This is a genomic window from Streptomyces sp. NPDC001922, from assembly GCF_042891165.1.
Classification (GTDB): Bacteria; Actinomycetota; Actinomycetes; order Streptomycetales; family Streptomycetaceae; genus Streptomyces.
This window is the reverse complement of record NZ_JBIASV010000010.1, coordinates 12,703-38,489: the sequence shown is the minus strand read 5'-3', so window position 1 is coordinate 38,489 and position 25,787 is coordinate 12,703. Positions and strand designations below refer to the sequence as shown.

General features: G+C 73.5%; 26 protein-coding genes. 13 read left to right on the top strand and 13 right to left on the bottom strand.

From position 1 onward, the window contains the following. Positions 1–40: 40 nt before the first annotated feature. Together ACFYYR_RS19590 and ACFYYR_RS19585 are read right to left on the bottom strand one after the other, a co-directional pair. Entirely contained in the window at positions 41–1,417 is a 1,377-nt protein-coding gene (locus tag ACFYYR_RS19590; RefSeq protein ID WP_388854629.1) for an FAD-dependent oxidoreductase, read from the bottom strand. A 261-nt stretch (positions 1,418–1,678) separates the two neighbouring features. Beyond that, on the bottom strand, positions 1,679–2,446 hold the full coding sequence (locus ACFYYR_RS19585; protein WP_388854626.1) for a DUF305 domain-containing protein: 768 nt from the start codon (positions 2,444–2,446) through the stop codon (positions 1,679–1,681). 186 nt (positions 2,447–2,632) lie between these two features. Here ACFYYR_RS19585 and ACFYYR_RS19580 point away from each other — a divergent pair, with 186 nt between their 5' ends. Continuing rightward, entirely contained in the window at positions 2,633–4,114 is a 1,482-nt protein-coding gene (locus tag ACFYYR_RS19580; RefSeq protein WP_388854623.1) for an LVIVD repeat-containing protein, read from the top strand. On the opposite strand, the gene ACFYYR_RS19575 is transcribed toward ACFYYR_RS19580, so the two are convergent. The 6 genes from ACFYYR_RS19575 to ACFYYR_RS19550 all read right to left on the bottom strand — a co-directional run bounded on the left by ACFYYR_RS19575 (position 4,083) and on the right by ACFYYR_RS19550 (position 9,247). Continuing rightward, entirely contained in the window at positions 4,083–4,814 is a 732-nt protein-coding gene (locus ACFYYR_RS19575; RefSeq protein ID WP_388854620.1) for a TetR/AcrR family transcriptional regulator, read from the bottom strand. The two genes, ACFYYR_RS19580 and ACFYYR_RS19575, sit on opposite strands and share 32 nt — an antisense overlap. 442 nt (positions 4,815–5,256) lie before the next feature. After that, positions 5,257–5,961: an HAD family hydrolase gene (locus ACFYYR_RS19570; RefSeq protein WP_388854617.1), complete on the bottom strand. Its 705-nt coding sequence runs from the start codon at positions 5,959–5,961 to the stop codon at positions 5,257–5,259. A 17-nt stretch (positions 5,962–5,978) separates the two neighbouring features. Further along, entirely contained in the window at positions 5,979–6,701 is a 723-nt protein-coding gene (locus tag ACFYYR_RS19565; protein ID WP_388854614.1) for a phosphatase PAP2 family protein, read from the bottom strand. 210 nt (positions 6,702–6,911) lie between these two features. Further along, a complete protein-coding gene (locus tag ACFYYR_RS19560) occupies positions 6,912–7,847 on the bottom strand; it encodes a M56 family metallopeptidase (RefSeq protein WP_388854611.1) in 936 nt (311 codons plus the stop codon). A 100-nt stretch (positions 7,848–7,947) separates the two neighbouring features. Next, complete coding sequence (locus tag ACFYYR_RS19555; RefSeq protein WP_388854608.1) at positions 7,948–8,517, bottom strand: DUF5134 domain-containing protein; 570 nt, start codon at positions 8,515–8,517, stop codon at positions 7,948–7,950. A 337-nt stretch (positions 8,518–8,854) separates the two neighbouring features. After that, positions 8,855–9,247: a VOC family protein gene (locus ACFYYR_RS19550; protein ID WP_388854605.1), complete on the bottom strand. Its 393-nt coding sequence runs from the start codon at positions 9,245–9,247 to the stop codon at positions 8,855–8,857. Between the two features lie 412 nt (positions 9,248–9,659). Here ACFYYR_RS19550 and ACFYYR_RS19545 point away from each other — a divergent pair, with 412 nt between their 5' ends. Then, positions 9,660–10,205, top strand: a complete 546-nt coding sequence (locus ACFYYR_RS19545; RefSeq protein WP_388854602.1) for a GNAT family N-acetyltransferase — start codon at positions 9,660–9,662, stop codon at positions 10,203–10,205. A 72-nt stretch (positions 10,206–10,277) separates the two neighbouring features. On the opposite strand, the gene ACFYYR_RS19540 is transcribed toward ACFYYR_RS19545, so the two are convergent. Next, the gene (locus ACFYYR_RS19540; RefSeq protein ID WP_388854599.1) at positions 10,278–10,961 is read right to left on the bottom strand and encodes a glycerophosphodiester phosphodiesterase; all 684 of its coding nucleotides are present in this window, start codon (positions 10,959–10,961) and stop codon (positions 10,278–10,280) included. 362 nt (positions 10,962–11,323) lie between these two features. On the opposite strand from ACFYYR_RS19540, the gene ACFYYR_RS19535 reads away from it, so the two are divergent. The 4 genes from ACFYYR_RS19535 to ACFYYR_RS19520 all read left to right on the top strand — a co-directional run bounded on the left by ACFYYR_RS19535 (position 11,324) and on the right by ACFYYR_RS19520 (position 15,220). Continuing rightward, entirely contained in the window at positions 11,324–12,721 is a 1,398-nt protein-coding gene (locus tag ACFYYR_RS19535; protein ID WP_388854596.1) for a DUF6421 family protein, read from the top strand. A gap of 23 nt (positions 12,722–12,744) precedes the next feature. Further along, on the top strand, positions 12,745–13,500 hold the full coding sequence (locus ACFYYR_RS19530; RefSeq protein ID WP_388855412.1) for an SDR family NAD(P)-dependent oxidoreductase: 756 nt from the start codon (positions 12,745–12,747) through the stop codon (positions 13,498–13,500). Then, positions 13,479–14,561, top strand: coding sequence for a threonine aldolase family protein (locus ACFYYR_RS19525; protein ID WP_388854593.1), 1,083 nt, complete (start codon positions 13,479–13,481; stop codon positions 14,559–14,561). The genes ACFYYR_RS19530 and ACFYYR_RS19525 overlap by 22 nt, the downstream gene beginning before the upstream one ends. 68 nt (positions 14,562–14,629) lie before the next feature. Continuing rightward, positions 14,630–15,220 carry a transglutaminase family protein gene (locus tag ACFYYR_RS19520; protein ID WP_388854591.1) on the top strand — a complete coding sequence of 197 codons (591 nt, stop codon included), beginning with the start codon at positions 14,630–14,632 and terminating at the stop codon, positions 15,218–15,220. A gap of 104 nt (positions 15,221–15,324) precedes the next feature. On the opposite strand, the gene ACFYYR_RS19515 is transcribed toward ACFYYR_RS19520, so the two are convergent. After that, positions 15,325–16,047, bottom strand: coding sequence for a lysophospholipid acyltransferase family protein (locus ACFYYR_RS19515; RefSeq protein WP_388854589.1), 723 nt, complete (start codon positions 16,045–16,047; stop codon positions 15,325–15,327). A 170-nt stretch (positions 16,048–16,217) separates the two neighbouring features. Next, complete coding sequence (locus ACFYYR_RS19510) at positions 16,218–16,631, bottom strand: DUF4395 domain-containing protein (protein ID WP_388854587.1); 414 nt, start codon at positions 16,629–16,631, stop codon at positions 16,218–16,220. Between the two features lie 75 nt (positions 16,632–16,706). Here ACFYYR_RS19510 and ACFYYR_RS19505 point away from each other — a divergent pair, with 75 nt between their 5' ends. From ACFYYR_RS19505 to ACFYYR_RS19485, 5 genes are all read left to right on the top strand, one after another. Then, positions 16,707–17,120, top strand: a complete 414-nt coding sequence (locus tag ACFYYR_RS19505) for a TlpA family protein disulfide reductase (protein ID WP_388854584.1) — start codon at positions 16,707–16,709, stop codon at positions 17,118–17,120. A 199-nt stretch (positions 17,121–17,319) separates the two neighbouring features. Next, positions 17,320–17,841 (top strand): flavin reductase family protein, encoded by a 522-nt coding sequence (locus tag ACFYYR_RS19500; protein WP_388854581.1) that lies wholly within the window; start codon positions 17,320–17,322, stop codon positions 17,839–17,841. A gap of 579 nt (positions 17,842–18,420) precedes the next feature. Further along, positions 18,421–19,206, top strand: coding sequence for an electron transfer flavoprotein subunit beta/FixA family protein (locus tag ACFYYR_RS19495; RefSeq protein ID WP_388854578.1), 786 nt, complete (start codon positions 18,421–18,423; stop codon positions 19,204–19,206). 90 nt (positions 19,207–19,296) lie between these two features. Beyond that, positions 19,297–20,259 (top strand): electron transfer flavoprotein subunit alpha/FixB family protein, encoded by a 963-nt coding sequence (locus ACFYYR_RS19490; protein WP_351507048.1) that lies wholly within the window; start codon positions 19,297–19,299, stop codon positions 20,257–20,259. 160 nt (positions 20,260–20,419) lie between these two features. After that, on the top strand, positions 20,420–21,700 hold the full coding sequence (locus tag ACFYYR_RS19485) for a DUF6986 family protein (protein WP_388854574.1): 1,281 nt from the start codon (positions 20,420–20,422) through the stop codon (positions 21,698–21,700). 169 nt (positions 21,701–21,869) lie between these two features. Here ACFYYR_RS19485 and ACFYYR_RS19480 read toward each other — a convergent pair whose 3' ends face one another. Then, positions 21,870–22,916 carry a LacI family DNA-binding transcriptional regulator gene (locus tag ACFYYR_RS19480; protein ID WP_388854571.1) on the bottom strand — a complete coding sequence of 349 codons (1,047 nt, stop codon included), beginning with the start codon at positions 22,914–22,916 and terminating at the stop codon, positions 21,870–21,872. Between the two features lie 118 nt (positions 22,917–23,034). Here ACFYYR_RS19480 and ACFYYR_RS19475 point away from each other — a divergent pair, with 118 nt between their 5' ends. Then, positions 23,035–24,051 (top strand): ROK family protein, encoded by a 1,017-nt coding sequence (locus tag ACFYYR_RS19475; RefSeq protein ID WP_388854568.1) that lies wholly within the window; start codon positions 23,035–23,037, stop codon positions 24,049–24,051. 189 nt (positions 24,052–24,240) lie between these two features. After that, entirely contained in the window at positions 24,241–24,555 is a 315-nt protein-coding gene (locus ACFYYR_RS19470) for a hypothetical protein (protein ID WP_351507039.1), read from the top strand. A gap of 285 nt (positions 24,556–24,840) precedes the next feature. On the opposite strand, the gene ACFYYR_RS19465 is transcribed toward ACFYYR_RS19470, so the two are convergent. Then, the gene (locus ACFYYR_RS19465; protein WP_388854565.1) at positions 24,841–25,458 is read right to left on the bottom strand and encodes an MmpS family transport accessory protein; all 618 of its coding nucleotides are present in this window, start codon (positions 25,456–25,458) and stop codon (positions 24,841–24,843) included. Positions 25,459–25,787 lie beyond the last annotated feature (329 nt).

Sequence of the window (25,787 nt, the reverse complement as noted above, 5' to 3'; positions counted from 1 at the left end):
TGCGGGGGAACACCCCGCACGGCACCGGAGCCGCCGATCGTCAGAGCGCCCCGCTCGGCGAGGGCTGCTCCCGGCCATCGCCCGCCGCTGCCAGCAGCCCCGCCCAGTCGGGGATCTTCACCGAGGCGCGGCCCAGCGTCCGTCCGAGCTCGGCCTCGGCAGCCTCGATCGCCTGCCAGCCGGTCCACTCCACCGGCTCCTGGCCCAGGCCGCGCAGCGCCGCCACGGGGTCGTCGGCCACCACCCGCCGCGCCAGCACGGGGGCATCGCTCAGCAGGGCGGCGGCGGTCTCCTTGGCGCAGGGCCGGTTGCTGCCGATGACGCCCGTCGGCCCCCGCTTGATCCACCCGGCCACGTACTCACCGGGGGAGGGCCGGCCCTCCCGCAGCACCCGCCCCTGGGCATGGGGGACCGTGCCGTGCTCCGCGTCGAACGGCAGCCCCGGCAGCGGGACGCCCCGGTAGCCGACCGACCGGAGCACCAGCTGCGCGTCGATCTCCTCGAACCGGCCGGTCCCGGTGATCCCGCCCCGCCCGTCCGGCACCGTCCGTTCGAAGCGCACCCCGGCCACCCGCTCCCCGTCCGGAGCCGGCAGCACCGCCACCGGCCGCAGATGGAACCGCAGATGGATGCGGCGGTCCCGGCCCAGCGGCGGCCGGGCGGCCCAGTCCCGCAGCACCTGCACATTGCGCCGGCTGACCGCCGGGAGCTCCGAGAGGTCGGCCGCGGGGTCGAGGGCGGTCTCGGCCGGGTCCACGAGCACGTCGGCGCCCGGCAGCGTGCCCAGCTCCCGGAGCTCCTTGGTGGTGAACCTGGCCTGGGCGGGCCCGCGCCGTCCCACCATGTGCACATCGGTCACCCGGCTCGCGGCGAGCACGCCCAGCGCCGCCTGCGGCACGTCGGTCGGCCGCAGTTCGTCCGCGCCCCGGGCCAGGATGCGGGCCACGTCCACGGCCACGTTGCCGACGCCGATCACCACGACCGAGCGGGCGCCGAGCGGGAACCCGCGGGGCGCGGCGTCCGGATGGGCGCTGTACCAGGAGACGAACTCGGTGGCCGAGAAGCTGCCCGCCAGATCCTCCCCGGGGATGCCGAGCCTCCGGTCGGTCGCGGCACCCACGCAGTAGACGACGGCGTGATAGAGCCCGAGGAGCCGCTCCGGGGACAATCCGCCGGACCCCACCCGCACATGGCCGAGGAAGCCGACGCGCGGATGCTCCAGCACCCTGCGGAGGTTGTTCTGCAGCGACTTGATCTTCTCGTGGTCGGGCGCGACGCCGTAGCGCACCAGCCCGTACGGGCACGGCAGCCGGTCCAGTACGTGGACCTGCACGTCCGGCACGGCCTCCTGCTCGACCAGGGCCTGGGCGGTGTACACCCCGCTCGGTCCCGAGCCGACAACGGCGACACGCAGCACGGCGGGCTCCTTCCCGCAGGGATGTCTCCAGCATGGCACCGGGAGGGCGGGGGCGGGAGGTGCCCGGCGCGTGGCGCCCGCGGGTTGCTCCGGATCGCCCAAGGGGCCCGTGCACTGCACCCGCCCGGGTCGCGGGGTCGGCACCGCGCCTCGCCGCGTCGCCGAACAGCCCTGGTGACTCGGCCACCAAGGCTCTCCGGCGCCTTGCGCTGCACGGCACCGCCCCCGCGACCTCATCGGGCGCTCAGCGTGCAAGGACCCCTACGCCATGTCCCGCATGCGGTTGATCTCGCTCGTCTGCTGGGCGATCACATCGTTCGCCATCTCCTCGACCAGGACGTCGCTGCCCTGGGACAGCAGCTCGGTGGCCATCGTCACCGCCCCCTGATGATGGGTGATCATCAGTCGGAGGAAGAGCGCGTCGAAGGCCCGGCCCCGGGCGGCGCGCAGCGCGGCGAGCTGCTGCTCCGAGGCCATCCCGGGCATGCCGGCGTGGCCGTCCGGGCCGTGGGGGTCCCCCGCCCGCCCGGAATGCTCTCCGTGACCGGAGCCCGCCCCGGCCCCGTGTCCCTGGTGGCTCTCCCGGTCCGTGCCGCCGCTGCCGTGCCCCGGGTGGCCGGACGTCTTCCTCCCGCCGCTGTGCGTCGTCAGCCAGCCCCGCATGGCCCCGATCTCGGGCCCCTGGGCCGCCGCGATGCGCTCCGCGAGCCGTTCGACCTTCCCCGAGCGGGCCCGGTCCGGCACCAGACGGGTCATCACCAGGGCCTGCCGGTGGTGCTCGATCATGCGGTGCACATAGCGGAAGTCGGCCGTGCCGGGGCGGTCGTGGCGCACGGATCGCGCGGCCTCCTCGGCCGACAGCGTCCGGGCGGACTCCCCGGGCCGGCCCGGGGCCACGACGGAGGGCCGGCCGGCGGCGGCTCCCGTGTCGTCGTCCGGCCCGCAGCCGCCGACGGCCAGGAGCACGGCTGTCGCGGCGAGGGCGGCGGTCCGGGCGCGGACGTGCGACGTGCTGCGGCGATGGGGCACAGCGACCTCCCGGGTCGGCGTGACCGGCGGAACCGGCCGGTCGGAGACGGTCCTGTCACGACGGTGCGCACTTCCGGTCGCGGAGAGCTGTCCGACTGCTGCCCCCGAGTCTATTGATATGTACATGCGAAGGGCGATACTGCGGCCAGCACCGTTCAACTCCGAACGGACTCAAGGGAGGACGCAGTGACGTCTTTGCCCCATCCCCGCGTACGGCGCAGACGCCTCGGCGTGGCGGCTGCCGCCCTCGGTCTGCTCGCCTCGGTCCTGGCGGCGGCCCCGGCGGGTGCGGTCCCCGACCCCGGCGGCGCTCCGGTCGAGAAGCCGGTGAGCCGGAGCTCCGCGGCCGGCACCGAGGCCGCCATCGCGCGTGGCGACCTGCCCGGCGTCGACGAGATCGTGCACAGCGCGAACGTCACCCCGCTCGGCAACATCCCCAAGGACGCGCTCCCCGGGGTCAATTCGGACCTGGCCTTCCAGGGCCGGTACGCCTTCGCGGGCAACTACGACGGCTTCCGGATCTTCGACATCGGCAATCCCAAGGAGCCCCGGACCGTCAGCCAGGTGCTCTGCCCCGGCTCCCAGAACGACGTCTCCGTCTCCGGCGACCTGCTGTTCCTCTCCACCGACTCCTCCCGCAGCGACGACTCCTGCGCCAGCACCGCGCAGCCGGCCACCGAGAAGGCCTCCTGGGAGGGCATGAAGATCTTCGACATCAGCGACAAGAAGAACCCGAAGTACGTCGCTGCCGTCGAGACCGCCTGCGGCTCGCACACCCACACCCTGGTGCCGGACCGCGGCGACGTCTACGTCTACGTCTCCTCGTACTCGCCGAGCGACTCCTTCCCCGACTGCCGCCCCCCGCACGACGGCATCTCCGTCATCAAGGTGCCGCGGCACGCCCCGCAGAAGGCGGCCGTCGTCGGCTTCCCGGTGCTCTTCCCGGACGGCGGCAACCCCGGCGGCCCCGTCAACCCCGGTGTCTCCAAGACCACCGGCTGTCACGACATCACCGCCTTCCCCACGCTGAAGCTGGCCGCGGGCGCCTGCATGGGCGACGGCGTCCTGCTGGACATCTCCCGGCCGGCCGAGCCGAGGGTCCTCGACCGGGTCCAGGACAACGTGAACTTCGCCTTCTGGCACTCGGCGACCTTCAACGAGCGCGGCAGCAAGGTCGTCTTCACCGATGAGCTCGGCGGCGGCGGGGCGGCGACCTGCAACGCCGAGGTCGGCCCGGACCGCGGCGCCGACGGCATCTACGACATCGTCGGCACGGGGGACGCGCGCAAGCTGGTCTTCCGCAGCTACTACAAGATCCCCCGGCACCAGGCCGCCACCGAGAACTGCGTCGCGCACAACGGCTCGCTGATCCCCGCCAAGGGCCGGGACATCATGGTCCAGGCCTGGTACCAGGGCGGCGTCTCGGTCTGGGACTTCACCGACTCCACGAAGCCCCGGGAGATCGGGTACTTCGAGCGCGGACCGCTCTCCACGAGCACCCTCGTCGGCGGCGGCTCCTGGTCGGCGTACTACTACAACGGCCACATCTACTCGAACGACATGGTCAAGGGCCTCGATGTGCTGCGCATCGACGACCGGCGGACGGACAGCGCCAAGGACGTCCGGCTGTCCCGCCTCAATGTGCAGACGCAGCCCGACTACCGCTGACCGGACCCTGCGCCGGCAGCGGCGCGGTGCCACCGGGCGGCGGCCCGTCCGGTGGCACACCGGGTCCGTCCGGCGGCACACCGGGCCCGCCCGATCGCCCGCCGGGTCCGTCCGGTGGCACACCGCGCTCCCACGCCAGCCCGTACCGCTGGAACAGCTCGGCGCGCAGCCGCCCGAGCGGCATCGGTGCGCCCGGCAGCAGCACCGCCACCACCGCGCCCATCAGCAGCGCCCGGAGCAGCGGATAGTCGGTGTCCGGGTCGGCGGAGCCGTAGGCCACCACGGTGCTGCGCAGCAGGGCGGCCAGTTGCTGCTGCTCCGGGCACTGGACGAACCCCTCGGCCGCGAGGATTCCGGCCATATGGGTACGCATCAGCGTCGGGTGATCGCGGGCCGTGCCCAGGACGGCGTCGATGGCGCGGGCCAGCAGTTCCTCGCCGTCCCCGGTCCGCGGCTCGCGCTCCAGCGCCGCGGCGAGGGTCAGATGCATCAGCCGGTGCACCGCCGACTGCAGGAGCTGCCGCTTGCCCGGGAAGTAGTACGACACCAGGCCACGGGCCGAGCCGGCCCGGTCGGCGATGTCGGCCAGCGTGGTCGCCTCGTAGCCCCGTTCGTCCACCAACTCCACCGTGGCCTGCAGCAGACGCTCCCGGGAACGTCGGCGCAACTCTTCATTGACCGATGCGCTGCGCGGGGACATGCTGCAACTCCTGCGTTGACTGGCTTCGAGCCAATATACTGAGCCCGCCCATGGCTGTCCGACCCTGTTCGAGGTCCGGATTTCCAGGGCTGCCGCCGTTTCGGGCGACGCGGGGGATCGTCCGAAACGGCGGTTTCAAGCCGTCCTCGTCGCGCCCGTGCCGCACCCGGAGCACCGCACCGCGTCCGCCGGGCAGCGCCTGCCGGGGCCTCGTACCCGCCCCTGCACCACGCCCCGCGACGGGACCGCACGACGCCGTCACCAGTGCTGTCGCCCCCGGGCCACACCGGCCCCCGGACCACCTCTGCACCTCGGACCACCTCGGGCCCCCGGACCAGCCTTTCGGCGCGAGCCCGCCCGGCCGTCCCCGGTCGTACGGTGCCACCGCCTTCCGCTCCTCCACCGCGCGCCCCGTTCCACGCCGCCCCCGCGTCCCGGAGCCTCAGTCCGCCCGGTCGACCAGGTCCAGGACCCGGCGCAGGGCGTCCGGCCGGTCCGCCACCGGACGGTGGTCCACCAGGTGCACGGCACAGCCCAGCGCCGCGGCGCCCGCGTCCGCGCGCCGGTTGTCCCCCACCATCACCGTGTCCTCCGGCGCCACCCCGAGCGCGTGACAGGCCACCGAGAACAGCCGGGGATCGGGCTTCTGCACCGCGTGCTCGTACGACAGCGCGTAGGTGTCCACCAGGGTGTCCAGACCGTGCGCGCGGAACACCGGCCGCAGGTCCCACCCGATGTTGCTGACCACGGCGACCCCCGTGCCCCGGGCGCGCAGTGCCTCCAGTACCTCGGCCGTATCGGGGTACGGGGCCCACGCCGCGGGCTCCATGTGCCGTTCGTAGAGCGGGCCGTACAGCTCCGGCCAGGGCAGCCGCGCCTCGCGGGCCAGCCCCTCGTACGCGGCGCGGTGCAGCTCTCCACTGCGGTCGCGATCCGCCCACAGCTGGGCGAGATGCGCCGGCACCATCCGGGGGGCGACCCCGCCGGGCAGGGCGCCCGCCCACTCCAGCCGCCGGGTCCAGTGCAGGAGTTCGTCCTGGGGCAGAGCGAGGCCGGCCCGTCCCGTCACCGTCCGCAGCCAGGACTCCGTCGACTCGACACAGAAGAGGGTCCCGGAGAAGTCGAAGAGCACGCCCTTGATCGCCATGGAGCGATCCTCCCGGGTCACTCCCCGCCGGACAAGGGCACCTTGCGCCGGTTCGCCACGGCCTGGCACCGGGGGAGCGCCGCGACGGCGAGTGCCGCCAGGGCCACCCCCAGCAGCCAGCCCGCCAGCACGTCCGAGAGCCAGTGCACCCCCAGATACAGCCGGGTGAAGCCCACGCCCAGGACCGAGACCACAGCCACGGCCACGGCGACGCGCAGCCACCGGCCGCGCACGCCCCAGGCCGCCAGCAGCCACAGCAGCAGACAGCAGCCAAGGGCCGCGGTCATCGCATGGCCGGAGGGGAAGGACGTGTAGTGGGCGGTGGCCACCGGGTCCGGCCACTGCGGGCGCTCCCGCCCCACTGCGAACTTCACGCCCTGCTGCAGGGCGGACCCGGCCAGTGTCACCAGCAGCAGCCACAGCGCGGCGACCCGGAATCCGCGCCACAGCAGCAGCAGTCCGGCGGCCACCAGCAGGGCCCGGAACGTCCACGGGTCCCAGAACCAGTCCGTCAGGATCCGGCTCGTACGGGTCCACCCGGGGCTGTGCACCGCCGAGCCGTGCAGATCGTCGGCGACGTCCCGGTCGGTCGCGGTCAGCGGCGCCCAGTCCGCCACCACCAGGACCAGGAGCACGCCGCTCAGCAGGCCGCAGAGCGCCGCTGTCCGGAGCAGGCACCGGGCACCGGGACGGGACGGGGTGCTGAGGCCGTCGGGCGGGCTGGGAGGCGGCGCATCCATGGGGGAGATCCTGACGGACGGCCCGAACGTCTGGCCAGTCGGGCCCTCGGACCGGGCCCGGGTGATCGTGGGTGCGCAGACGGTGACGGCCGGTCGTTCACGCCCCCTGGCGCGGCGCCGCACCGCGTGTCGCCTGCGGCCGGACCCCGGACGGCAGGACCGGTCCCGCGCCGACGCAGTGGCCCTGGGGTCTCTCCGTCGGCACAGGCCCTAGCCGAGCACCCGCAGGGCCGGAACGCCGGTCACGAGCAGCGGGACCACCGGAACGAGCGCCGCGGCCGCGGTGAGCCGCAGCCGGTGCCCCGGGCTCAGCCGGGGCGCGGGCGCCAGCAGCCGGTCCACCCGCTGCGGGACCTGGGCCAGCGGCGTCGGGCACGGGCCGAACACCCCGCGCTCCTCGTTGAGTTCGACGAGGGCGAGGGCGATCGCCAGCCGTCCGAAACGCCGTGACGCGGTGTCGTCGGCGGCCAGCTCCACCAGCCGGTGCATCTCGTCGCGGAACGCCGCGAACACCGGGACCTGGGGAAAGCCGTTGGCCAGGGCCGAGGAACAGTGCAGCAGCCAGTCGTGCCGGGCGCGGGTGTGGCCCTGCTCGTGCGCCAGCACCGCGTCCAGCTGGCGCCGGTCCAGCCGCCGCAGCGCCGCGGTGGTGATGACCAGCCGGGGCGTCGGCCCCGGGAGCCGGCGGGCTTCCGGGCGTTCGCCCTCCAGGACCACCAGCCGCTCCTCGGCCGCGTGCTCGCCGGGGAGCCGCGGGGAGCGCCGGAGCAACTCCGCCCGCTGCATGCGGCGTTCGGCGCGCGCGGCCCGGATCTCCCGGGTGAGCATCGCCGCGGTCCACGCACCGCCACAGGCGAGGACGGCGGCCATGGTGCCGGCCCAGGGCCCGTACCCGTGGAGCGCGTACGCCTCGACCACGCCGTGCGGCGCCGGGGCGAAGACCCGGCCGCGGACGGCCTCCCAGGCACCCGCCGCACTCAGCGCCATCGCCAGCGTGCAGCACAGCAGCACCGCCGCCACCACGCACTGCCACACCCACAGGGCGAGCACCGGTTCGCGGTCCGCCCACTCGGTGCCCGGCAGAAGGCGCGGGGCGATGGCCGCGGTCAGCCCGGCGAGGACCAGCAGCGCGAGCGGGAGCATCATGGCCGTCAGCCTACGAGCGCCCGGCTACCGTCGGGTATGACCTCGACCGCGAAGTGACGCACACCACGAACCCGGTGGGGTGAACGGCACCCGGGCCGGTTCAGACGGTCAGGAGCATGGCGAACATCGCCATCGCCGTGGAAACCCGGCAGGCCGTGGCCGGTTCGGGCCGCACCACCCGGCCGAGGCCCGGCGGCGGCCCCGGGCGGCGGGCCGCCGCACTGCCGGCCGGTACGAGCCGGGCGCCCGCGCACAGCATGTAGACCGCGAAGTAACCGAGCAGCAGACCCGTCACCAGGGGGAGTCCGCCCGGCGGTTGGGCGGCGCCGTGACCGGGGTGCCCCGGTCCGGCCGCCGCCGGCATCGCCAGTGCGGCGTAGACCATGGCGAGTGAGCCCACGACGTGATGCACCCGGTGACCGTCCCCGCGCGCGGGGAGCAGGCCGTGCACCGCCAGGACGGCGAACACCGCCGCGAACGCCCGGGCCGACCACGGCTGCGGCTGGGGCAGCGGCAGCGCCATGGCCGCCATGACCAGCCCCATCAGTGCCTCGCCCCCGGCGCCGCGCCGCAGCTCCGGCGGGCCGGCGGACCGCAGGACCAGCAGGTACGCCCCGCTCGCCCCGCACACCACGACGAGCAGCCAGCCGACCAGCGGCGGTCCGTGCACGGCGCACCTCCTGGTCCGGACGGGACACGCGGGGAGGCTGCCCCACGGCTCCTCGGCACACGGGAGCGCACGGGCGCACACCGGGGTGCGCGGCCGGCGGGCGACGGCGTGGCCGGGAGCGGGCCGCCAGGTCCCGGCCACCGGCACGGACGACACGGACTCGCGGACGACACGGACTCGCGGATGGCACGGAGCCGGGGACGGCACGGCACCCCGGACGGCACGGAGCCGCGGACGGTACGGAGACACAGGCCGCCCGGACTCGACCCGTCGGGCCCCGGCCACGACGCTCCGAAGCCCCCGCCCGTGGGGCGTCTCCCCGCGGGCCGGAGCGCGTTCAGATACCCGGGCGGTACCGGAGCGGGTGGTCCTCGGGGACTTCGACGACGCAGATCCGGGTGCCGTCCGGATCGGAGATCCACATCTCGATCAGGCCCCAGGGCTCCTGCACCGGAGGGCGCAGCACGGTCACCCCGCGGGCGGCCAGCTCCTCGTGCGCCTGCGCGGCGTCCGCGACCTGGAGCCAGAGCTGGAGGCCGGGGGAGGCCGGTTCCTCCGCGCGCCCGGAGACCTCCAGGAAGCCTCCGCCCAGGAAGTACACCGTGCCCCGCTCGGGGCCGGTGCCGAACTCGCGGTGGACGGCCAGGCCCAGCGCCTCGCCGTAGAAGGCCCGGGAGCGCTCCGGATCGGTGGGACGCAACAGGATGCGGCTGCTCAGTACATGCACCATGCCGGGAAACTGCACAGAAACCCTCCGGGTAAACCCGCCCGTCGGGTGGCCGGGCCGCCGTGAAGGCGGTCCCGGCGGCCGGGGCACCCCACAGTCGCGGGCGACCGCCTGCCCCGGGGCCGGCGCCCGTACCGCCTGGTCGGCGCAGTCCGCGGACGCGGGGGACCACCGGCCGCTCCGGCCCGGCCCTCTGCCGGGCCCGTCCGCCCCGGTGTCGGCCCCGTGCGCCGGCCGGAAACCGTCCGGCCGACGGGGTCGGGACTCGGGCGGCGTTGTTAGCCTCGGACGCCACAGCGCCGCGTCGCCAGGGCGTGTCCGCAGGGTCCCGCAGCCCGGTCGCAGGCCGGGCGGGACGCCATGGGCACGCCCTCGCCCCGGGGAGGCGCCAGGCCGTACGAGAGGACCGACCGCGATGGACACCGCCGCAGCCCCCGCCCCGCCGACCTTCCGGGATGCCGCCGAAGATGACATCCCGGCGCTCGTCGGGCTCATCGAGTCGGCGTACCGCGGCGATGCCAGCCGCGTCGGCTGGACCACCGAGGCGGATCTGCTCCAGGGGCAGCGGACCGACCCCGACGGCGTCGCGGCCGTGGTGACGAGCCCGGACAGCCGGATGCTCGTCGTCGAGCGGGACGGCGCCCTCGTCGGCTGCTGCCAGCTGGAACACCGCGGGGAACACGCCTACTTCGGGATGTTCGCCGTCCGGCCCGAACTCCAGGGATCGGGGCTGGGCCGGGTGGTTCTGGCGGAGGCCGAGCGGGCCGCCCGCGAGAGCTGGGCCGTACGCGAGATGCACATGACGGTGATCTCGGCGCGGGACGACCTCATCGCCTGGTACGAGCGCCGCGGCTACCGGCGCACCGGCCGGATGAGCCCCTTCCCGTACGGCGACGAGCGGTTCGGCATCCCGCAGCGCGACGACCTCCGGTTCGAGCTCCTGGTCAAGGACCTGGGGTGATCCGGGGCCCCGGCGGCCGGCCCGTGCGGACCGGCCGCGGGCTCCCCCGCACCGGGAGCCGGGGCGGTCCGGCTACGCCGTGAAGCGGCCGGTCCGCTTGATCTCCGGGAAGTCGGTGGTCGCGCCGTCCAGCCCGAGCGCCCGCACCAGGCGCAGCTGATCCTGCGTGTTGACCACCCAGCCGATCACCCGCAGACCGGCGGCGCGGGCCCGTTCCACGGTCTCCAGCGTGAGCCGCCGGATGTTCAGCACCAGCGTCCCGGCGCCGGCCGCGACCGCGCGGTCCACGACCTCGGTGCCGTACCGGCTGGCGACCAGCGCGGTACGCACCTCCGGCAGCAGCCGGCGGATCTCCGTGATGGCCTCGTCGTGGAACGAGAGGACCTCGACCCGGCCCGCCAGATCGCGCCGGCGCACGACCTCGGCGAGTGCCTGCGCCGCGGCGACGTCTTTGATCTCGGCCTGGAGCGGGGCCCGCACCGCGTCGAGGACCTCCTCGAACACCGGGATGCGCTCGCCCTGCCCCGCGTCCAGCCCGCGCAGCTCGGCCAGGGTGAAGTCGGCGATCGGGCCCTGGCCGTCCGTGGTGCGGTCCACCTCCGCGTCGTGCATCACCACCAGCGCGCCGTCCTTGCTCAGATGAAGGTCCAGCTCGATGACGTCCAGTCCCTCGCGGTCGGCGCGCACGAATGACCGCAGGGTGTTCTCCGGCTCGACACCCATCACGCCGCGGTGCCCGATGGTGAGGAAGGTCACGGTTGTCTCCATTCCGTGGGTCGGCTGCCACTGAACCGGCTAGGCAGCCTAACCGCGGGTACGGCCGTTGCTGCAGGGTGCGAAGCCGGTCACCCGTGCGTGGGCGCGTCCCCCCGTGAGCTGACGCGATGCCCCGCTCCGGGCCGTCGGCCCGGTCTCCCGGGCCCCGGCGATCTCCCCGTCCGCCCGTTCGCGTGCCGCCGCGGGAATGGGTGCGGTCATCATGGGTACGGGTCCCCGGCAGGAAAAACCTCGGCTTCGGGGGCGGTCGGGCCGGATAATTTCCGGCTACTCCGCTTGAGTGAAGCCACGTCGTCCGGATACCGTGTCTTGACGCGAGGTTCTTTCGTGGAAGGTGAGTGATGACGGAAATTCTTGTGCAGAGCCGTGCGGAAGGCGGAGTTCTGCCCGCGGATCGCGTGGTTGATCACCCGTCCTGGCCCGTGCTCAAGGATGCCGTGGAGGAGATCCGCCCCTGGCAGGCCAAGGACGGCTCGATCGACCTCGAGGCCCAGGGCGCGCCCGACCGTGCCGCCGTGGAGGCCGCGCTCGGCCGCGTGATATCGGCCGTCGAGGAGCTCTCGCCGCTGCTGCCGCACGACGCGGAGTACCACCGGGCGCTCGTCGCCGACCTGCGCCGCTGGGCCGACGGCGGCTTCGGCGTGCCGGACTTCCTGGACTCCCTGCTGGCCTTCCAGCCCGCCGCCCAGCGGGCCGACGGCCTCCAGCACCTCGTCGTCTTCGCGATGTACACCCAGAACGGCAACCCGGACCGCAACCTGGAGGCCGTCGTCCTCCGGGTCGTGTGGCCCGAGTGGCTCGCCGAGCTGGAGCGCACCCGCTACGACAACCCGCTCTTCGTCGGCATCACCTTCGAGGACTTCACCAGCGGCTACGACACCAACTCCGCGGTGCTCTTCCCGGAGACCATCGCCGTCCGCGAGGCGCCGGAGCGCTTCACCTGGGGCGGCATCTTCTGCGACCGCGAGGCCGCCCGCTTCCGGGTGGTCAGCGAGGCCGCCGTCGACACCCTCCGCATCGACCTGCCGGCGGACATCCGCGAGATGCTCGCCGACCAGGACCGCTGCCAGCAGGCGTTCGTCCTCTGGGACATGGTGCACGACCGCACCCACAGCCACGGTGACTTGCCGTTCGACCCGTTCATGATCAAGCAGCGCCAGCCGTTCTGGATGTACGGGCTGGAGGAGCTGCGCTGCGACCTCACCGCCTTCAAGGAGGCCGTGAAGCTCGAGGCCGAGGGCTTCGCCCAGGCGCGCGACGTGCAGTACGCGGTGATCTTCGACCGGATGTTCCGCTTCCCGGTCACCGGCGACCGGGTGCGCAACTACGACGGGCTCGGCGGCCAGCTGCTGTTCGCCTACCTCCACCAGCACGACGTCGTACGCTGGACGGACAACACCCTGCACATCGACTGGGACCGAGCTCCGCAGGTCACCAACCAGCTCTGCTCCGAGATCGAGAAGCTGTACCGCGACGGCATCGACCGCCCCAAGCTCGTCCACTGGTTCGCCGCGTACGGCCTCGTCTCGACCTACCTCGCCCCGCACCCCGGATCCACCTGGGCCAAGGGCCCGGATGCCCTCGACCTCACACAGCCGCCCCGCAAGCTCGTCGATGACGTGCTTCCCGACGAGTTTCCGCTCAGCATGTTCTACGAGGCCCTCGCCAAGAAGCTCAAGGGCGTGATCGCCTCCACGAAGGGCATCACGGCGCAGAGTGCCGAGCAGGTGGCCGCGTGACCGAGTCCGGAGAGGCGACGAAGATGACGAGCAACGGCAAGGGGGCCCTCGAGGGCGCCGTAGTGGCGGTGGCGGGCGCGGCCGGCCCCGCGGGGCGGGCGACGCTGCTCCGGCTCGCGGAGGCGGGAGCCACCGTCGTGGCGTCCGACGCGGACGCGGCCCGGCTCGCCGAGGCGGTCGACGAGGCGCGCTACGCGCACGGCGGCGCCACGGTGACCGGCGACACGGTGGACCTCCTCGACCTGGACGCGACCCGCGAGTGGGCGGCCCGTATCGAGAAGGAGTTCGGCCGGGTCGACGGCCTGGTCCACCTGGTGGGCGGCTGGCGCGGCAGCCGGACGTTCGGCGAGACGCCGCTCGCCGACTGGGAAACGCTGCACAACCTGCTCATCCGCACCGTGCAGCACACCTCGCTGGCCTTCCACGACGCGCTGCAGCGCAGCGGCAACGGCCGCTACCTGCTGATCAGCGCGGCCGGGGCCAGCAAGCCCACCGCGGGCAACGCCGCGTACGCCGCCTCCAAGGCCGCCGCGGAGGCCTGGACCCTCGCCCTCGCCGACGCCTTCAAGAAGGAGGGGGGCGAAGGCGGTCCGCAGGCAGCGGCTGCGATCCTGGTGGTGAAGGCGCTGGTGCACGACGCCATGCGTGCGGAGCGCCCCAACGCGAAGTTCGCGGGCTTCACCGACGTCACCGACCTGGCCGAGTCCATCGTCGGTGTCTGGGGCCGGCCCGCCGAGGAAGTGAACGGAAACCGTCTGTGGCTGACTCCGCAACCGTGACCACCGACGCCAAGCGGCGCCACGATCCCGAGCTGCGAGGATTCGCCAGCGACAACTACGCGGGCGCGCACCCGGAGATCCTGGCGGCGCTCGCCCTCGCCAACGGCGGTCACCAGATCGCCTACGGCGAGGACGAGTACACCGAGCATCTCCAGCGCGTCGTGCGCAGCCACTTCGGGCCGACCGCGCGGGCCTTCCCGGTCTTCAACGGCACCGGTGCGAACGTCGTGGCGCTGCAGTCGGTGACCGACCGCTGGGGCGCCGTGATCTGCGCCGAATCCGCGCACATCAACGTGGACGAGTGCGGCGCGCCCGAGCGGGTCGGCGGGCTCAAGCTGCTCACCGTGCCCACCGAGGACGGCAAGCTCACCCCCGAGCTGATCGATCAGCAGGCGTTCGGCTGGGACGACGAGCACCGTGCGATGCCGCAGGTCGTCTCGATCACCCAGAGCACCGAGCTGGGCACCGTCTACACCCCGGACGAGATCCGGGCGATCTGTGAACACGCCCATCAGCTCGGGATGCTGGTCCACCTCGACGGCGCCCGGCTGGGCAACGCCGCGGCGTCCCTGGACCGTCCGATGCGGGCGTTCACCAACGCGGTGGGCGTGGACATCCTCTCGCTGGGCGGCACCAAGAACGGCATGGTGTTCGGCGAGGCCGTGGTCGTCATCAACCCGGACGTGGCCCGGGCGATGAAGCACATACGCAAGCTGTCCATGCAGCTGCCGTCCAAGTGCCGGTTCGTCTCGGCGCAGTTGGAGGCCCTGCTCGCCGGGGACCTGTGGCTGCGCAACGCCCGGCACGCCAACACCATGGCCCGGCGGCTCGCCGACGGGGTGCGGGACGTGCCCGGTGTGGAGATCGTTCACCCCGTGCAGTCCAACGCGGTGTTCGCGACCCTGCCGCACGATGTCGCGGAGCGGCTGCAGAAGCGGTACCGCTTCTACTTCTGGGACGAGGCCGCGAGCCTGGTGCGCTGGATGTGCTCCTTCGACACCGCGGAGGCGGACGTGGATGCCTTCGCCGCCGCCGTGGCCGAGGAGATGGGCAAGCAGTAGCGTCGTATAGGTATGCACCCGGTCGGAATTCGATTGATGCCGGCCGGGTGTTTTCCTACGCTCCGGGCATGCGCCTCACCCCGGACACCCCTGATCCGTCGGCCTATCTCGCCGCGGACGACATCGTGGACCACCGGCACCCGCTGGTGCGCGCCACCGCGGACCGGCTGGCGGCCGGGACCGCCGGCCCGTACGCCTACGCCAGAGCGGCCTTCGCGTTCGTCCGTGACGGCGTCCCGCACTCCTGCGACAGCGGTGACCCGCGGGTCGCGCTGCGGGCCTCCGAGGTGCTGGCCACCCGCAACGGCATCTGTCACGCCAAGTGCCACGCGCTCGCGGCGCTGCTGCGGGCCCGCTCGATACCCACCGGCTTCTGCTACCAGCGGCACGAAGTGGTGCACGGCCTGGTCGCCCTGTGGCTGCCGGCCGAGGAGCGCTGGGCGCGTCTGGACCCGCGCGGCAACAAGCCCGGCGTGAACGCCCGGTTCAGCCTGGACCGCGAGCAACTCGCGTACCCCGTCCGGCCCGAGCGGGGCGAGCACGACTACGGCACCGTGCACGCCGCTCCGCACCCGGATGTGCTGGCGGCGTTCCACCGTGCCGCGGACCGGGCCCATTTGCTGGAGCTGCTGCCCCGCGAGCTCACCGGTGTCCGCTGACCGGCAGACGGGGTGGGTGCGAACGCGACGGCGGGCCCGGTGGCGGCACATCGATGCCGCCACCGGGCCCGCCGGCACGTTCGCAGGGACGGCCCTTGGGGCCCTCAGCCCTGCCCGGCCCGCTGCGGCGGGTGCGGGGCGGTGCCTCCCAGGTGCGCCGGGACCCACCAGGTGTCGTCCGGGCCCTTGGGGCGTACCGGATAGGCCCGCTGCGCGGCCTCCAGCAGGTCCTGCACCCGCGCCCGGACCCGCTGGGTGATGCCCGTCGCGGTCTCGCCCGGGTCGGTGTCCATCGGTTCCCCGACCCGGATGGTGATCGGGATGTGGTTGCGGCCGAGGTTGCGCGGCTTGCCCTTGGTCCACAGCCGCTGGGTGCCCCACAGCGCCATCGGCAGCAGCGGTACGCCGGCCTCCTGCGCCAGCCGGGCGGCCCCCGACTTGAAGTTCTTCAGGGTGAACGACTGCGAGATCGTGGCCTCCGGGAACACCCCGATGATCTCGCCCGAGCGCAGTGCCTTGAGCGCGTGCGCATAGGCGTGCTCGCCCTGCGCCCGGTCCACCGGGATGTGCTTCATCGCCCGCATCAGCGGACCGGAGATCTTGTGCCGGAAGACCGACTCCTTCGCCATGAAGCGCACCAGGCGCTTGGCGGGCAGGGCGGTGAGCCCGCAGAACACGAAGTCCAGGTAGCCGATGTGGTTGCTGACCAGGACGGCTCCACCGCGCCGTGGTATGTGTTCGGTTCCCTGGATGTCGAAGCGCAGGTCGAGCGCTTTGAACATGGTGCGGGCGGCGCCGATCACCGGCGGGTAGACGAGCTCTGCCATGCAGGGGGACCCTTCTGTGCGGCCCGGGGGAGGGTGCTCCCGGCGAAGTTACGCAGACGTAGGTTTCTGGCTTTGGGCAGATCGTGCCTGATCGAGGAGGCTTCGGCCAGCCCAGGAGGCTCCTCGTCGGGAGATCCTCGTCACGTCTGCCCCTTCTGCCCCGTGTTCGCTCATCCGGTGGCCCGGCGGACCAGCAGGTACATCTCGCACCCCAGGCAGTAGCCGAAGACGGCGTTGAGGAAAGCGGCCGCAAGGGCACACCCGGTCGCCGCCATGCCCAGCCATTCCGGTCCCACGAGGTATCCGGCGAGGCCCACCAGGGCGAAGAGGAGGCCGACGGTCTGCGCGAAGCGCGGCGGAGCCGGGTCCTCGAACGCGGCCGGCGGTCCCAGCCGCGGCCGAACCACGGTCCGGAACAGCCATCCGTACGGCGACCGGGGCACCCCCGCCACCGCTCCCACCGCGAAGCACAGGGCCTGCCAGGCCAGCAGCGGCGCGCTCCCCGTGATCAGCACGGCGGCCAGCACCGCACTGGTCACGGCGGCGCCGAATCTCGGTCCTCGTATGTCCATGGCCGCAGTCATGGCCTCAGCATGCCGCAGCGAAGCGGAATGATGGCTTCGGGAATTCTTGCAGTCCCATGAACGCTGGAGTCGAGGATGACCGGACTGATGGTGTGCCTGGCGGTGCTGGCGGTGGCCGGCGCCTACGGACGTCTGCACACCCGACGGAGCGGGAGGCTGAAGGTGCGGGGTCGAGACGGTGACGTGCGGCTGGACGCGGCCGAACTGGGTGCGAGCCTGGGGCGGAAGGCGACGCTCGTCCAGTTCTCCAGCGCGTTCTGCCAGCCCTGCCGGGCCACCCGCCGGACGCTCGCCGAGGTCGCCGGGATGGTCGACGGCGTGGCCCATGTGGAGATCGACGCGGAGGACCGGCTCGAACTCGTCCGGTCCCTGCAGATCCTGCGCACCCCCACCGTCCTGGTGCTCGACGCCGAGGGCCGCGTGGTCCGCCGCGCCTCCGGTCAGCCCCGCAGGGCCGACGTCATCGCGGCGCTGGGGGAGGCCGTGTGACGGCGGCGTGATGGTTCTCCCATCTCCCGGACCACACTTGACGTCGCGGTTTGCCGCTCGTCAGGCTGACCCCCATGCGGTCGGAACTCCTTCTCTTCGGACGGGTGCACGTGGACCTCGTCCGGCACGCCAGCGCGCGCTGTCCGGTCTGTTGAGCAACGACGACTCCACCCGGCCCACACCACAGAAGGACAACTCCATGACGGCCACGCACGATCTCGGCGCCCCGCAGCTCGCCGGTACCGACCTCCTGCGCTCCGCCTTCCGCCGGCACGCCGCCGGCGTCGCCGTGATCACCGTTCCGGGCGCCCGCCCCGCCGGGTTCACCGCGACCTCGCTCGCCTCCGTCGCCGCCGAGCCGCCACTGCTCTCGTTCGGAGTCGGTACGGGGTCCTCCACCTGGCCGCTCCTCGCAGAGGCGGGCCACGTCGGAGTGCACGTCCTCGCCGAGCACCAGCAGGAGCTCGCCGCGACGTTCGCCCGCAGCGGCGCCGACCGCTTCGCGCCGCCCACCCGCTGGCACTCCGGGCCGCACGGGGTGCCGGTCCTGGACGGGGTGCTGGCCTGGCTCGTCTGCCGGGTGGTGGCCCGGATACCCGCCGGCGACCACCGGCTGGTGCTCGCCCAAGTCGTCGAGGGCGCCGTGCCGGACGCCTCGGGGCCCGAGGGCGTGCGGCCGCTGCTCTACCACCACGGCGGCTTCAACGCCCTGCGCGACTGACCCGCCGCTTCCCGTTCCGGCCCGTCGGCGCGCCAGGACGTCCCGGACGGGGCGGAGTTCTGCGCTGTGGAGCCCGGCGCTGCGGCGCCCGGCGTTGTGGAGTCCCGCGTTGTGGAGTCCCGCGCGCGGAGTCCGATGCTGCGCCGGCCGTGTGCTGGGCGTCGGCCCTGTGCACGCCGGCTCCGGACCCGCCCGTCACGGCGTTCGCTTCCGTGCGCGGCCCGGCCTGATCCGAAGGACAGGCTCAGCGGGCCCTCCGTTCCCCTCCGGCCGTTCCACGCCGCTCGGGCGCTGCCCGTCGCCGGTGATCGGGGCTGATCGCGGGCGATCGAGGCGGAATATGCGGCACCGCCGTGTGAGATGCATCTCCAACGATCCGAAGATATGGCCTCTGACCTGCGAAAACGGCATTCTGACGGTCAGGTGTGAGCGCTTGATAACCGGGAACGGTACGAGTGTACTGACGAGTAATATTTTGGTGGGAGTGCGGAGCGCCCCAACCAGGGGATCCGCCCCGAATGGCGCCTATGCTGCCAGCAAGAGGCACCCCAGTAGAGACGATGCAGTAGGAGAGCCGGCGTGAGCTTGAGGATCGTTGTCTGTGTGAAGTACGTGCCCGACGCCACCGGCGACCGGCACTTCGCCGAGGACCTGACCACCGACCGTGACGCGGTCGACGGCCTGCTGTCCGAGCTCGACGAGTATGCCGTCGAGCAGGCCCTCCAGATCGCCGACGAGGCCGACGACGCGGAGATCACCGTCCTGACCGTGGGCCCGGAGGATGCGCGTGACGCCCTCCGCAAGGCGCTCTCCATGGGCGCCGACAAGGCCGTCCACGTCGAGGACGACGACCTGCACGGCACCGACGCGCTGGGCACCTCGCTGGTTCTGACCAAGGCTGTCGAGCACATCGGATACGACCTGGTCATCTGCGGTATGGCGTCCACGGACGGCACCATGGGCGTGCTGCCGGCGATCCTCGCCGAGCGGCTCGGCGTGCCGCAGGTGACGCTGCTGTCCGAGGTCTCCGTCGAGGATGGCAAGGTCTCCGGCCGCCGTGACGGCGACGCCGCCAGCGAGCAGCTCGAGGCGTCGCTCCCGGCCGTCGTGTCCGTGACCGACCAGTCGGGCGAGGCCCGCTACCCGTCGTTCAAGGGCATCATGGCCGCCAAGAAGAAGCCGGTGGAGACGCTGGACCTGTCGGACCTCGGCATCGAGGCGGAAGAGGTCGGTCTCGAGGGCGCCTGGAGCAAGGTGGACGACGCCGCGCAGCGTCCGCCGCGCACCGCCGGCACGATCGTCAAGGACGAGGGCGAGGGCGGCAAGCAGCTCGCGGAGTTCCTCGCGGGTCAGAAGTTCATCTAGAACGCTGCCTCGCGGCCCGGAGGTCCGTCCGAGCTGCCGCGATCACCCCAACTGCCCCCAGATTCTTCGCACTCGCAGGAGAGCAATCCCATGGCTGAAGTTCTCGTCTACGTCGACCACGTGGACGGTGCCGTCCGCAAGCCGACCCTCGAACTGCTGACCCTCGCCCGCCGCATCGGCGAGCCCGTCGCCGTGCACCTCGGCGCCGGTGCCGACACCGCTGCCCCGGTGCTCGCCGAGCACGGTGCGGTGAAGGTCCTGACCGCCGACGCCCCCGAGTTCGCGGACTACCTCGTCGTGCCCAAGGTGGACGCCCTCGAGGCCGCCTACCAGGCCGTCAGCCCCGCCGCGGTGCTCGTGCCGTCCTCCGCGGAGGGCAAGGAGATCGCCGCCCGCCTCGCGGTGCGGATCGGCTCCGGCATCATCACCGACGCGGTCGACCTGGAGTCCGGCGACGAGGGCCCGGTGGCCACCCAGTCGGTGTTCGCCGCCGCCTTCACCACCAAGTCCCGCATCACCAAGGGCACCCCGGTCATCACCGTCAAGCCCAACTCGGCCGCTCCGGAGGCCGCACCGGCCGCCGGGACCGTGGAGCAGCTCGCCGTCACCTTCGGCGACAAGGCCACCGGCACCAAGGTCGTCTCCCGCACCCCGCGCGAGTCGACCGGTCGCCCCGAGCTCACCGAGGCCGCGATCGTGGTCTCCGGTGGCCGTGGTGTCAACGGTGCCGAGAACTTCCACATCGTCGAGACCCTGGCCGACTCGCTCGGCGCGGCCGTCGGCGCCTCCCGCGCCGCGGTGGACGCCGGCTGGTACCCGCACTCCAACCAGGTCGGCCAGACCGGCAAGTCCGTCTCGCCGCAGCTGTACATCGCGGCGGGCATCTCCGGCGCGATCCAGCACCGGGCCGGTATGCAGACCTCGAAGACCATCGTGGCCGTCAACAAGGACGCCGAGGCCCCGATCTTCGACCTGGTCGACTACGGCGTGGTCGGCGACCTCTTCGAGGTCGTCCCGCAGCTGACCGAAGAGGTCAAGACCCGCAAGGGCTGAGCCGCTTCGCCCCGAGGCCCCCGGACGCCGCCGCGACCGGGGGCCTCGTGCGTCCGCGGCCCCGCCGACGGGCCGCGAGGGTGTTGACCTGCGGACCTGCCCTGGATAGCTTCACGTTACGGATAGCTGATTCCGTGCAGCGGAAGAGAGAGGGTGTCGTATGGGCCGGGACGAGACGGTGGCCACCAGCCTCGCCGGAGCGGTGGGCCAGGAGATCGGGGCCTCGTTGGCCGACGTGGACGCCGAACTGGCCCGCCGCTACCCCGGTGACCCGGGCACCCGTCAGCCCGTGCACACCGTCTACGTCCCCGCCGACACCTTCGCCGCCGGTACCGTGCGCAGTTGGGGCGACCGGGCGCTGGCCGCGCTCGACGAGCACGCCCCCGACGCCGGGACGTTCGCCGCGGCGCTGGGGCTCGGCGACGACCTCGCCGGACCGGTGTACCGGCGGGTGCGGGAGAAGCTGCTGCGCGAGCCCGTGGAGGACCTGCGCATCGACTTCGAGGACGGCTACGGGCCCCGCCCCGACGCCGAGGAGGACGCCGCGGCGGCCCGCGCCGCGCGGCTCGTCGCGGACGCCGTGGCCGACGGCACGGCCCCGCCGTACCTGGGTATCCGGATGAAGTGCATGGAGGCCGCCGTCCGCGACCGCGGCATCCGCACCCTGGACATCTTCCTCACCGGCCTGATGGACGCGGGCGGCCTGCCCGACGGCCTGCTCCTCACCCTCCCCAAGGTCAGCTACCCCCAGCAGGTCACCGCGATGGTGCGGCTGCTGGAGGAGTTCGAGCGGGCGCGGGGGCTCCGGCCCGGCCGGATCGGCTTCGAGATCCAGATCGAGACCACACAGGCCGTCCTCGGCCCCGACGGCCGGGCCACCGTCGCCCGCATGATCGACGCGGCCGGGGGGCGTGCGACGGGACTGCACTACGGCACCTTCGACTACAGCGCCTCCTGCGGGGTCAGCGCCGCGTACCAGTCCATGGACCACCCGGTGGCCGACCACGCCAAGGCGGTCATGCAGGTCGCGGCCGCGGGCACCGGCGTCCGGCTCTCCGACGGCTCCACCAACGTCCTGCCGGTGGGCACCACCGCGCAGGTCCACGACGCCTGGCGGCTCCACCACGGGCTCGTCCGGCGCTCGTTGGCCCGCGCCTACTACCAGGGCTGGGACATGCACCCCGGCCACCTGCCCACCCGGTACGCCGCCGTCTACGCCTTCTACCGTGAGGGGCTGGACCGGGCCGCGGAGCGGCTCGCCGCCTATGTGAACCGTGCGGGCGGCGCCGTCCTGGACGAGCCCGCCACCGCGCGGGCGCTGAGCGGCTACCTGCTCCGCGGTGTGGACTGCGGGGCGACGGACGCCGACGAAGTCGCCCGGCTCACCGGCCTGTCCCGGGCCGACCTCGACCGCCTGGCCGGCCGTCCCGCGGCTTCCTGAAACCGCCGCACTCTCCGTTCGGCGGAGTGCCCGGGCCCGGCTGAACTTCCTTTTTCCGAGACGGAGTTCGGCACGGGGCCGGGGGCTGCCGGGGCGAAGCGGGCGGAGGACCGGTGCTCACGGCGGCGACCGGTGGGCACCGCCGCACCAGGAGCGCCGCCGGGTACGGTCAGGCCGGGCCGTCGTGCGGCGGGAGTTCGCCGGAGCCGCGGGGGATCAGCCGGGTGGCCAGCTCCACCCGGGCGGGCTCGTCGGCCCCGCCGTCGAGCCTGCGGAAGAGGCGTTCGGCCGCCGTGCGGCCCAACTGGGCGGCGTCCTGGGCGACCACCGTGACGCCGGGGGAGAGCAGATCGGCCAGCTCGAAGTCGTCGAAGCCGACCAGGGCCACCGGGCGCGGGCGGCCGTTGAGGACGCGGACGACGGTGACCGTCACCCGGTTGTTCCCGGAGAAGAACGCGGTGACGGGCTCCGGCGCGTCGAGCATGGCCAGCGCCGCGGACCGGACCCGCTCCGGCTCGGTGGAGCCGAGGGACACCCGGGACTCGTCGACCGGGAGCCCGGCCTCCGCCATCGCGGAGCGGTAGCCCCGGAGCCGTTCGACCGCCGTGTGGATGCGGGGCCGGTCGCCGATGAACCCGATCCGCCGGTGGCCGTGGGCTATGAGGTGACGGACGCCGTCGCGGGCCCCGGAGAAGCTGTCGGAGAGCACCACGTCCGCGTCGATCCGGCCGGGGGGACGGTCCACGAACACCGTGGCCACCCCGGCGGCTATCTCCGGTTCGAGGTAGGTGTGGTCGTCGCTGGCGGGGACGATGACCAGGCCGTCCACCCGCCGGGCGCAGAAGGCCAGCACCAACTCCTGTTCCCGCTCGGCCTCTTCGGCGCTGGAGCCGTGAATGAGCAGTGCGCCGTGGGCCCGTGCGGTCTCCTCCACGGCACGGCTCATCGGGCCGTAGAACGGGTCGGCGAGGTCCTCCAGGACGAGCCCGATGCTCGCGGTCCGGCCCTTCCGCAGGATCCGCGCGCTGTCGTTGCGCCGGAACCCCAGGGCGTCGATCGCCTCCTGCACCCGGCGCATCGTGTCCGGTGTGACGCCCGGTTCGCCGTTCACCACCCGCGAGACCGTCTTCAGTCCGACGCCGGCGCGTGCGGCGACGTCCTTCATGGTCGGCCGGGTGCCGTAGCGGCGCTCGGTGCGGGGGGCGATGTCGGCCACGGTGCGGGTCCTTAAGCGTCCACGGGCGGGGTGGATACGAGCATAAGGCCTGGACAACGTTGTCAAAACTGGGGAGACTGAACCGCCGGAGCCCCGCCGACCAGGAGATACGACCCCGATGCAGAACGACCTCGTCGCCGCCCTCGACATCGGGGGAACCAAGATCGCCGGGGCGCTGGTCGACAGCGCCGGCCGGCTGGTCGTCCGTGCGCAGCGGCCCACGCCCGCGCAGGAGGACGGGGACGCCGTCATGGCGGCCGTCGCGGCGGTGCTCGGCGAACTCGCGGGCGCCCCCGGCTGGGAGCGGGTGACCGCGGTCGGGATCGGCAGCGCGGGACCGGTCGACGCGTCCACCGGCACGGTCAGCCCGGTCAACGTGCCCGGCTGGCGGGACTATCCGCTGGTCGACGCGGTGCGGGAAGCGCTGGGCGGGATGCGCCCCGGCGGCCCGACGCACCGGTGGCCGGCCGGCGGACTCCCCGTCACCCTGGTCGGCGACGGGGTGGCCATGACGGCCGCCGAGCACTGGCACGGCGCCGCCCGCGGCCGGGCGAACGCCCTGTGCATGGTGGTCTCCACCGGGGTCGGCGGCGGACTCGTCCTGGACGGCCGGCTGCATCCGGGGCCCACCGGCAACGCCGGGCACATCGGGCACATCAGCGTGGACCTCGACGGTGACCCCTGTCCGTGCGGCGCCCGCGGCTGTGTGGAGCGCATAGCCAGTGGGCCGAACATCGCCCGCCGGGCGCTGGAGCGCGGCTGGCGGCCCGGGCCGGACGGCGATGCCACGGCCGCAGCGGTGGCGCGGGCGGCCCGGGCCGGCGATCCGGTGGCGCGCGGTTCCTTCGAGCGGGCCGCTCAGGCCCTGGCGGCGGGTATCGCCGCCACGGCGACCCTGGTGGAGATCGAGGTCGCGGTGATCGGCGGTGGAGTGGCCGCGGCCGGTGAGGTGCTGTTCGCCCCGCTCCGGGCCGCCCTCCGGGACTACGCCCGGCTGTCCTTCGTCCAGGGCCTGGAGGTCGTTCCGGCACAGATGGGCACCGACGCGGGCCTGGTGGGAGCGGCGGCCGCGGTCCGGGCGCGGTCCGGCGCGCCGGCGGCGGCCGTGGAGGCGCCGGCGCCCACCGTGCCGTAGCCGGGATCCGCGGCCCGGCAACGGCCGGGCTCCGCCGGCGTGTTCGGACGGGTGCCGCCTGCTGCTGTCGTCTGTTGTCACGGGGGCCGCAGGCGGCGCAGACGCCGAGTTGGCCGGATCGGCGGGTTGACCGGCGGGGTTTCCGGTATCTCGGCCGATGGATCACCCCGGGAGGTCTACGGTTCCGCGATGGTCTGGATCACGGCTGTCGCCATCCCCCTGGTGGTCTCGCTCATCACCTCCGTACTGGCCTGGAAGCAGCATGAGTCCCGGCTGCGCGCGGAACTCCGCACCGAGTTCATGGCCGAGGCCGCGCTGCACGCCCTGCTGAAGGACTCCCGGTGGCCGACGCGCTACTTCACCACCATCCGCGGCTATCTCAAGGGCTTCGAGGACGACGAACTGCGCAAACTCCTGGTCCGTGCGGGCGCCCTGTGTTTCGAGAGCGGCGGCCGGGAACGGTGGGGCCTGCGGGAGCGGAACGCCGACAAGCTGAGCAAATGACGGTTTCCGGCCGCGTGTTCACGGCGGTTCGCGGCACCCACGGCGGTTCGCGGCACCCATGGCTGCGAAGGGCTGCCCGGTGCGCGCCGCACGGGCCTTCCGGTCGCCCGGATGGCGACGCAGGGGGTGGCCGGGACGCCCTCGGGGCCGGGGCGTTCCGCGGCTGCCGGGCGCCGGGCGCCGGGCAGCCGGCTCCGGCGGCGCGGCGGCGCACGGCCGGGGCCGGGCCCGTGTCCGGGGGTCCGGGCCGCCGTCTGCCGGAATCCGACGGACGGCGGCCGTCGGTCAGTTCCAGCCGCCGAGCAGGCCGCCGTTCAACTGCGCGGAGCAGATGTTGTATCCGCCGCGGGCGCGCCCGCTCTTGGTCTTGCCGTCGATGGTGACGGAGCACCGGATGTCTCCGCCGCCCTGGAGCTGGGCCGAAATCTGGTAGTAGAGCGCGTCGTCCTTGACGGTGAGGGTCTTCGTCATCGGCAGGCCGCTGCCGTCGAGGTTCTCGGTGTCGCTGCCGTAGGTGATGTCCGCACCCGACGGAGCGGTTCCCCACACCTTGAAGACCGCCTTTCCGGACGGGGCGGTCTTCTTCTGTTCGGCCTGATGGGCCTTCGCCTCGCTCCGCGCCGGTGCCTTCCCGGGCTTCGGCTGCTGCTTCCCGGCCGGATCGGCCGCGGCTCGCGCCGTCACCGTGGCGGTGACGGTGGGGGCGGGTCCGGCCGCCGCGGCCCGCGCGGTGGAGTCGTCGCCCGCCGAACCGATGCCGACGCCGAACAGCAACAGCCCGGCGGCGACGGGGAGTGCGATGCGCTTGCGGGCCCAGCGCGGCCGGGCCGGGGCGGGCGCGGCCGGCTGCGGGTGCCCCTGCGGATACGGCGGCTGCGGTGACTGCTGATGTCCCCAGGACATGAAGTCCCCCCTCGGGTAGTTGAACAGGGGACGAAATTAGCGGCAACACCGGGCGATCATGGGCGGGGTTATGGAACTGCGACATTCCTCGTTGTTGTTGTGATCCGCCCGTCCGTCCCGCGCGCCACCGCGGCGGCTGCGCCGACGCCGCGTCCCGATGGCGCGGAAGCCGAGGAATGCGACGATATGGGGAGGTCGGCGGGCTGTGGGCCGGCCGCCCGGCGGTCGTGTGCCTCCCCCGGCTCTCCCGCCGCCGGAGCGCATCGGGGCCGCTCCCGCCGCCGGGGCGCCCGAGCGCCCGCCGACGGGCCCCGGGGCGCCCCGGGGGC

Coding starts and splice junctions, on each gene's coding strand:
- ACFYYR_RS19575 (WP_388854620.1), bottom strand. CDS start 4,814: ATGTCCCCGCGCAGCGCATCGGTCAATGAAGAGTTGCGCCGACGTTCC.
- ACFYYR_RS19570 (WP_388854617.1), bottom strand. CDS start 5,961: ATGGCGATCAAGGGCGTGCTCTTCGACTTCTCCGGGACCCTCTTCTGT.
- ACFYYR_RS19565 (WP_388854614.1), bottom strand. CDS start 6,701: ATGGATGCGCCGCCTCCCAGCCCGCCCGACGGCCTCAGCACCCCGTCC.
- ACFYYR_RS19560 (WP_388854611.1), bottom strand. CDS start 7,847: ATGATGCTCCCGCTCGCGCTGCTGGTCCTCGCCGGGCTGACCGCGGCC.
- ACFYYR_RS19550 (WP_388854605.1), bottom strand. CDS start 9,247: ATGGTGCATGTACTGAGCAGCCGCATCCTGTTGCGTCCCACCGATCCG.
- ACFYYR_RS19545 (WP_388854602.1), top strand. CDS start 9,660: ATGGACACCGCCGCAGCCCCCGCCCCGCCGACCTTCCGGGATGCCGCC.
- ACFYYR_RS19535 (WP_388854596.1), top strand. CDS start 11,324: ATGACGGAAATTCTTGTGCAGAGCCGTGCGGAAGGCGGAGTTCTGCCC.
- ACFYYR_RS19530 (WP_388855412.1), top strand. CDS start 12,745: ATGACGAGCAACGGCAAGGGGGCCCTCGAGGGCGCCGTAGTGGCGGTG.
- ACFYYR_RS19520 (WP_388854591.1), top strand. CDS start 14,630: ATGCGCCTCACCCCGGACACCCCTGATCCGTCGGCCTATCTCGCCGCG.
- ACFYYR_RS19515 (WP_388854589.1), bottom strand. CDS start 16,047: ATGGCAGAGCTCGTCTACCCGCCGGTGATCGGCGCCGCCCGCACCATG.
- ACFYYR_RS19510 (WP_388854587.1), bottom strand. CDS start 16,631: ATGACTGCGGCCATGGACATACGAGGACCGAGATTCGGCGCCGCCGTG.
- ACFYYR_RS19505 (WP_388854584.1), top strand. CDS start 16,707: ATGACCGGACTGATGGTGTGCCTGGCGGTGCTGGCGGTGGCCGGCGCC.
- ACFYYR_RS19500 (WP_388854581.1), top strand. CDS start 17,320: ATGACGGCCACGCACGATCTCGGCGCCCCGCAGCTCGCCGGTACCGAC.
- ACFYYR_RS19490 (WP_351507048.1), top strand. CDS start 19,297: ATGGCTGAAGTTCTCGTCTACGTCGACCACGTGGACGGTGCCGTCCGC.
- ACFYYR_RS19485 (WP_388854574.1), top strand. CDS start 20,420: ATGGGCCGGGACGAGACGGTGGCCACCAGCCTCGCCGGAGCGGTGGGC.
- ACFYYR_RS19475 (WP_388854568.1), top strand. CDS start 23,035: ATGCAGAACGACCTCGTCGCCGCCCTCGACATCGGGGGAACCAAGATC.
- ACFYYR_RS19470 (WP_351507039.1), top strand. CDS start 24,241: ATGGTCTGGATCACGGCTGTCGCCATCCCCCTGGTGGTCTCGCTCATC.
- ACFYYR_RS19465 (WP_388854565.1), bottom strand. CDS start 25,458: ATGTCCTGGGGACATCAGCAGTCACCGCAGCCGCCGTATCCGCAGGGG.